This window comes from Sphingomonas sp. CCH9-E2 (assembly GCF_001557215.1).
Taxonomy (GTDB): Bacteria; Pseudomonadota; Alphaproteobacteria; order Sphingomonadales; family Sphingomonadaceae; genus Sphingomonas.
In genome coordinates this window covers 1-6351 of sequence record NZ_LSJM01000048.1, presented here as the reverse complement: position 1 = coordinate 6351, position 6351 = coordinate 1, and the positions used below count along the sequence as shown (strand labels likewise).

Annotated in this window: 6 protein-coding genes; 2 read left to right on the top strand and 4 right to left on the bottom strand. The window is 62.1% G+C overall.

The features are described 5' to 3' along the window. Positions 1-125 precede the first annotated feature (125 nt). On the top strand, positions 126-644 hold the full coding sequence (locus tag AX681_RS02635) for a hypothetical protein (RefSeq protein ID WP_066664228.1): 519 nt from the start codon (positions 126-128) through the stop codon (positions 642-644). Between the two features lie 116 nt (positions 645-760). Further along, the gene (locus AX681_RS02630) at positions 761-1705 is read left to right on the top strand and encodes a hypothetical protein (RefSeq protein ID WP_066664226.1); all 945 of its coding nucleotides are present in this window, start codon (positions 761-763) and stop codon (positions 1703-1705) included. Between the two features lie 27 nt (positions 1706-1732). Here the strand turns inward: AX681_RS02630 and AX681_RS02625 are convergent, their stop codons facing one another. The 4 genes from AX681_RS02625 to uvrA all read right to left on the bottom strand — a co-directional run. Further along, the gene (locus tag AX681_RS02625; protein ID WP_066664236.1) at positions 1733-2128 is read right to left on the bottom strand and encodes a cupin domain-containing protein; all 396 of its coding nucleotides are present in this window, start codon (positions 2126-2128) and stop codon (positions 1733-1735) included. Positions 2129-2490: 362 nt separating this feature from the next. Next, positions 2491-3300 (bottom strand): DUF5677 domain-containing protein, encoded by an 810-nt coding sequence (locus tag AX681_RS02620; RefSeq protein ID WP_066663029.1) that lies wholly within the window; start codon positions 3298-3300, stop codon positions 2491-2493. Further along, positions 3293-4039: a hypothetical protein gene (locus AX681_RS02615; RefSeq protein WP_066663027.1), complete on the bottom strand. Its 747-nt coding sequence runs from the start codon at positions 4037-4039 to the stop codon at positions 3293-3295. Before AX681_RS02615 ends, AX681_RS02620 begins: the two co-directional genes overlap by 8 nt. Before the next feature lie 7 nt (positions 4040-4046). Next, on the bottom strand, positions 4047-6351 hold a 2305-nt coding region (gene uvrA, locus AX681_RS02610), incomplete at its 5' end, for an excinuclease ABC subunit UvrA (RefSeq protein WP_066681609.1).

The following is a 6351-nucleotide window of genomic DNA, read 5'->3' as shown; positions in this document are numbered from 1 at the left end:
GTGCGGGGCGGGGTTCCCTCCCCCGCCCCGCACCGCACCGTGACCGCCGTCACGCGCAGCGCCATTGCATCCGCGCGATCCTGCGGTCGTGGCGGGATCGATCCGCCCGGCATGGGAGATGTGAGATGAGCGAAGTCGAAGTCGCCGTGACCGGCACCATCTGGGAAAGCTGTCTCAAGTTCGAAAAGTGCATCCGGATCGGCTGGCCGATCAACAAGAAGATTTGCGTCGGGGTGAAGGCGTGCCTCCGCCTGATCGAGCAGAACGGCGCGGTCATTCTGCAGGTGGACGCCGCGGGCAAGCGGTTTGAATACCGCCTGACCAACGCCTGCCACACGATCTTCACCGTTGCGGTCGGCCATATCAAAATCTGCATCGAGCCGCGCGGCGGCAATTCGGTCCGGCTGCAGGCAAAGGCGTGCATCGGCTATGGCCCGATCGATCAGTGCTGGGACATCTGGGGCACCGATATCAAGTGGCTGACCGCGGCCGAGTTCGCGGCGCTGGATCTCGAGCCGCTCGACCTGCCCGCGAGCGCGATGCGCCGGGCGCGCGTCGATGCGGTGGCAGTGGCGTTCGAGGACGAGTTCATGCCGGTCGGCACGTGCAATTGCGCCGATGAGGACGCGGCGGTCGACGCCTGAACCAGACGCGCCGCGGCGGGCCTCGGCTGGCGAGGCGCGTCGCGGCGCGGCCCCGACGGGGGAACTGTCACGAACGCATGCGATGATCGACCGTCATCCTGCCTGGGAGGAGCATCATGAGCTATCTTCAGATCGCAAGCTGGAACATCGAACATCTGGGTGGAACGCGATCCAACCAGTTGCCGCAGCAGAGCGTGTTCGCGCTGGCCGAACATATCGAGATGAGCGGCATCGACGTCATCGCGCTGCAGGAAATCTATGTGACCCCGACCGATGAAGAGGTGCGGCTGACCCCCGGCGGGATCCACATCGATCCTGCCAACCAGGATGGGCCGCGCAACAAATTTCTGGATATGGTCTGCTATCTGCTGGAGGAGCATCTCGACCGACCATGGCGGTACCGCATCGTGCCCAATCGCGATGCCGGGCAGACCAAACAGCTGTGCGCGGTGATGTGGGATGCCGAGCGGCTGACGCTGGCGGGCGTCGCCAAGCTGGACGTCGCGCATGACAGCGACGCGGGAAAGCTGTGGGCGCGCGCGCCGCACCTGTTCGACTTCACGTCGCAGATCGAGGTGTTCCGCAAGGACGCGACCGGGGCGTGGGTCACTGAAACCGAACGGCGCCGGCTGAGCCTGGTGCCGCTGCACATGAAGTCGAATGTCGGCGGCGAGACGGTCAACCGCAAGGTCCGCGCGCGCGAGGCGGAGGAATTGTGCAAGGCGCTGCGCGCGGCGGATGGGACGTTCGACCCCAGCCTGGTGCTGATCGGCGACACCAATATCGTCAGCAACGCTGAACCGGCGATCGAGACGTTTCTGGCGAACGGCCTGATCGATCTGAACAACAACGACACGCCGACCTATGTCAGCCTGCAGCGCAAGGGTGCGCCGTTCGACCGCGCGTTCGTCGCGGCGGGGCGCAAGGAATTCCGCTACTCGCGCCAATATGTGCTGCATTCCGCCGACCTGTTGGCGCATGACCGGTTCCTGTCGGATCACCACATGATCAAGATCTGCGTGAAGGATTATGTCGACGATCTCGACCCGCGCACCCCATGAGCATGCCGACCGCGTCGCCGGAGCCGATCAGCGCGGGCGGTGGTCGGTGCCGGCGCCGGGGGTGATGAAAATGGCGGTGGCGGTAGTGCCGGGGGGCACGTCCGCGGTGTGCCACACGCCGGGCGGGTTAATCGCATAGTCGCCGGGGGTGAGGGTTTCGCGGGCGATGTTGCCATCGGGCAGTTCCTGCACCAGCGTCATTTCCCCCGCAGTGCAGATAACCAGCTCCGCACCGTGCGGGTGGACTTCCCAGGAGGTCCAGCTTTCCGTGAAGCTGTACTGCATGACCAGCCGCCCCTCGATCCCGTCGGCGGCGTGGCGTTGGCCGTAGCCGGCGTACCAGGCCATCCCGTCGAAGGGCGGTTCGACGGTCGCGGTGGCGTTTTGGCCGAGATGGGCGAATTGGGTGTCTAGGCGGGGCATGGGGGGAGGTTAGCTTTGCGCGCGGCGTCACGCCAGCGGGGCGTGGCGGCGGCGGTGATCGCTGAACCGCTCCCCGCCGAGGCGGTGGGTGGCGTAGCCGTTGACCTTCCAAGGCTTGCAGAGCTTGCACCCGGCGCGCAGGTTGCGGGGGCGCTTTCATTTATGGTGCATGGTCGCTTCCACTTTTTAAAAAGAGCAAGCGGTATAGGTTAGCAAAAATGTGCCGCTTCGGGAACGGGGGTGCACAAGGGGAGCGGATGAGCCCGCGCAAAGCAGGAGCTTCCGCTGAAATCAGGTATGGTGTCCCGAAACTACTGAGCGTGACCGACGCCGAGGCTTTGGTGCGGTGCTACTGGCAAACCCTAATTCTCAGTGGCTACAATCTCAGCATCGTCTCTGTAGATTGAACCAATGTTACTGGCGAAAAAATCACGTGCGCCCGAAAAATCGCCCTTCTTCCCAGCAGCCAAATCAAAACTTTCCAACGTCAGATCAAAATACTTCGCCGTACGATATAGGTAATCATCAGATATACCTACATCCGCAATAGCGGGTATTCTATGCCCCTTGTGCAATGGATTACTACATATCATCGTATTGAAGACATGCACGTGGTCCCATTGGCTGTGAACGCACGAGCTGAATGGCGTGAATGAAAAATTATATAGGTCTTCATCGCCTGCTTCGATTGCCATCTTGCGAACCGAGGTGCCAGACCAGCTTCCTAGATTGACATCTACGAAAGGCATCATCCTTTGGGACTCAATCCACGCCTCTTTGAACGTTTTCAAGGAGTTCAAAATGCTGTCTTCGGGCTCGACTTCCAGCCGCTTCTCATAGTGAGAAATCGCCAACTTAGCTTGACCAAGCCCATACCCGATATATTCACGGCTGCGCTTTACCGGATCACGTAATATCCAGCGAAACGAAATAACAACGTCTATCATGGTCCTCAATATTAGCGGAGCGACGTGCTCATTCCATATTGGAGGATTGGCGGCCATTGAGATGGTTAAGGTCGCCTGCCGAGCCATCAAGCCGTTCAGAACGGACGACACCTCCCCCACGTACCAATCAGGCGCACTTTCATGAGCGGTCCGATCGCTCACGTTCGCCAGGATGTGCCTCTCATAGTTACCATAGAACTCGCGATATGCGTTGGGATCAATCACCGCTGTCGTCCTCTTCGTATGAACAGCCTGAAAGGCGAAAGCATTCCCGCCAGAAGGTGGAGCCCCAATCCTTCTTAGGAGTTCCATGCTCCCCATCCATCGCACCAAAGGCCATCATAAACGCACGGACCTGTGCTCTCGCCTTTCCGGCAGCCGCGCTGCTTGGATCGCTGATCATTACATTCAGGTCGGGGGGGGCCACATTGGCCGAGTAGTGGAGTTTGCCGCAAACACCCTGCCAATACATGACAGTAGCCATCGCTGCGCATGGCGGGGAATGAGACTTGTCCAGGATGCTATCAACGCACGAAGTGAGGGTAGCGAGAGCCTCATCCCTCTCCATGTCGATCGCGCCAAGAAATCTCAACGGCCAGCTCGGCAGTAGACAAAGCGGCGTATTCGCCTTCTGAAGTGCCGTCAGCGCACCCTGCCCCTCAAGGTCCGCCAGAACCTCAGCAGCTTGCTCGGCGCCGACTGCTAGGTTGGAGACAAACGGCAGCGAACTTTCATCGCGATGGCGGCCTAATGCAGTGAAAAGCTTCTCGCACAGTCTAATGCCGTCGTAATATCCAAACTCCTGCAAAATCATCGCAATGTGCACGATTTCAGGAAGTATCTGATCGACGTAGCTTGTTTCTTGGAAATTCGCTTGAAGCAAAAATGAGCTTCTAATTCGGGAACCTACACGTTGGTGGTCGTCTAGGATGCGCCCCTTTCGCTTGCGCTTGATCTTCTTCATACGCCCCCTACTCCGCCGCCACCTCAGCCCGCTCCTTGACCCCACCCCGCTCCAGCAACGGCGCAAGATACTTGCCCGTGTAGCTGCGCGGTTCCTTCACCACCTTTTCCGGCGTACCTTCGGCGACGATCTCGCCGCCCTTGACGCCGCCTTCCGGCCCCAGGTCGAGGATCCAATCCGCCGTCTTGATGACGTCGAGATTGTGTTCGATCACCACCACGGTGTTGCCCTGTTCGACCAGCGCGTGGAGCACCTCCAGCAGCTTGCGGACGTCTTCGAAATGCAGGCCGGTGGTGGGTTCGTCGAGGATGTAGAGCGTCTGGCCGGTGGCGCGGCGGCTCAGTTCCTTGGCGAGCTTGACGCGCTGGGCTTCGCCGCCCGACAGGGTCGTGGCCTGTTGGCCGACCTTGACGTAACCGAGGCCGACTTCGGCGAGCATCGCCATCTTGTCGCGGATCGGGGGGACGGCCTTGAAGAACTCCACCGCGTCCTCGACCGTCATGTCGAGCACGTCGGCGATGCTCTTCCCCTTGAACTTCACCTCCAGCGTTTCGCGGTTGTAGCGCTGGCCGTGGCACACGTCGCAGGTGACGTAGACGTCGGGGAGGAAGTGCATTTCAATCTTGAGCACGCCGTCGCCCTGGCACGCTTCGCACCGCCCGCCCTTGACGTTGAAGCTGAACCGGCCGGGCTTGTAGCCGCGCGCCTGAGCCTCGGGCAGCCCGGCGAACCAGTCGCGGATGTTGGTGAAGGCGCCGGTATAGGTCGCGGGGTTGGAGCGCGGGGTGCGGCCGATCGGCGACTGATCGATGTCGATCACCTTGTCGAGATGGTCGAGGCCGGTGATCTTGTCATGCTTGCCCGCGAGCACGCGCGCGCCGTTGAGGTGGCGGGCGGCGGCGGCGTAGAGCGTGTCGATGGTGAAGCTCGACTTGCCCGAGCCGGACACGCCGGTGATGCAGGTGAAGGTGCCGAGCGGGATCGATGCGGTGACGCCGGTGAGGTTGTTGGCGGTGGCGTTGTGGACGGTCAGCTTCTTGCCATTGCCCTTGCGGCGCTTGGCCGGAACCTCGATCCGGCGGGTGCCGTTGAGGTAATCGGCGGTGACGCTGCCGGTGCTGGACAGGATTTCATCGAACGTGCCCTGTGCCACCACCTGTCCGCCATGCACGCCGGCGCCCGGCCCCATGTCGATGACGTAATCGGCAGTGCGGATCGCATCCTCGTCATGTTCCACCACCAGCACGGTGTTGCCGAGGTCGCGCAGGCGGCGCAGCGTGGCGAGCAGCATGTCGTTGTCGCGCTGATGCAGGCCGATGCTGGGTTCGTCGAGGACGTAGAGGACGCCGGACAGGCCGGAGCCGATTTGCGAGGCGAGGCGGATGCGCTGGCTCTCCCCACCCGACAGCGTGCCGCTGGTGCGATCGAGGTTGAGGTAGTCGAGGCCGACATTGTTGAGGAAGCCGAGGCGTTCGTCGATTTCCTTGAGGATCGCGCGGGCGATCTCCTGCTGCTGCGGGGTGAGCGCGGCGGGGAGGTCGCGGAAGAAGGGCAGCGCGTCGACGACGCTGAGGCGGGTGACGGAGGAGATGTCGCGGTGGGCGACCTTGACCGCCAGCGCCTCGGGCTTGAGGCGGGCGCCGTTGCAGGTTTCGCACGGGTGCGCGGCCTGGTACTTGCTCAGCTCCTCGCGCATCCAGGCGCTTTCGGTCTGAAGCATGCGGCGGTTGAGGTTGCCGATGACGCCCTCGAACGGCTTCTTCACGTCATAGCTTTTGCGGCCGTCGATGAAGGTCAGCGTCACCGGCTTGCCGCCGGTGCCGTGGAGGATGATGAGCTGAACCTCGCCGGGCAGGTCCTTCCACGGGGTGTCGAGGGAGAAGCCGAATTCGCGCGCGAGGCTGCCGAGGACCTGCATGTAATAGGGCGATGGCGGGTTGGACTTAGCCCAGGGGACGACCGCCCCCTTCTTGATGCTCAGCTCGTGGTTGGGGACGACGAGGTCTTCGTCGAAGATCAGCTTTTCGCCCAAGCCGTCGCACGCCGGGCATGCGCCCTGCGGGGCGTTGAAGCTGAACAGGCGCGGTTCGATGTCGGGGATGGTGAAGCCGCTGACCGGGCAGGCGAATTTTTCGCTGAACACGATGCGGTTGTCGGGGATGCCGGCGTTTTTCATGCCGCCTTTACTCCCCTCCCGCTCGCGGGAGGGGCTGGGGGAGGGCATGTCGCCTTCCGCGAGAAACTTTTGAGGAGCTTGGTTGACACGCCCTCCCCCGGCCCCTCCCGCAAGCGGGAGGGGAGAGATTGCCTCG

Excerpts from the sequence above, each read along its gene's own strand:
- AX681_RS02635 (WP_066664228.1), top strand. The coding sequence starts at position 126 with ATGAGCGAAGTCGAAGTCGCCGTGACCGGCACCATCTGGGAAAGCTGT.
- AX681_RS02630 (WP_066664226.1), top strand. The coding sequence starts at position 761 with ATGAGCTATCTTCAGATCGCAAGCTGGAACATCGAACATCTGGGTGGA.
- AX681_RS02625 (WP_066664236.1), bottom strand. The coding sequence starts at position 2,128 with ATGCCCCGCCTAGACACCCAATTCGCCCATCTCGGCCAAAACGCCACC.
- AX681_RS02615 (WP_066663027.1), bottom strand. The coding sequence starts at position 4,039 with ATGAAGAAGATCAAGCGCAAGCGAAAGGGGCGCATCCTAGACGACCAC.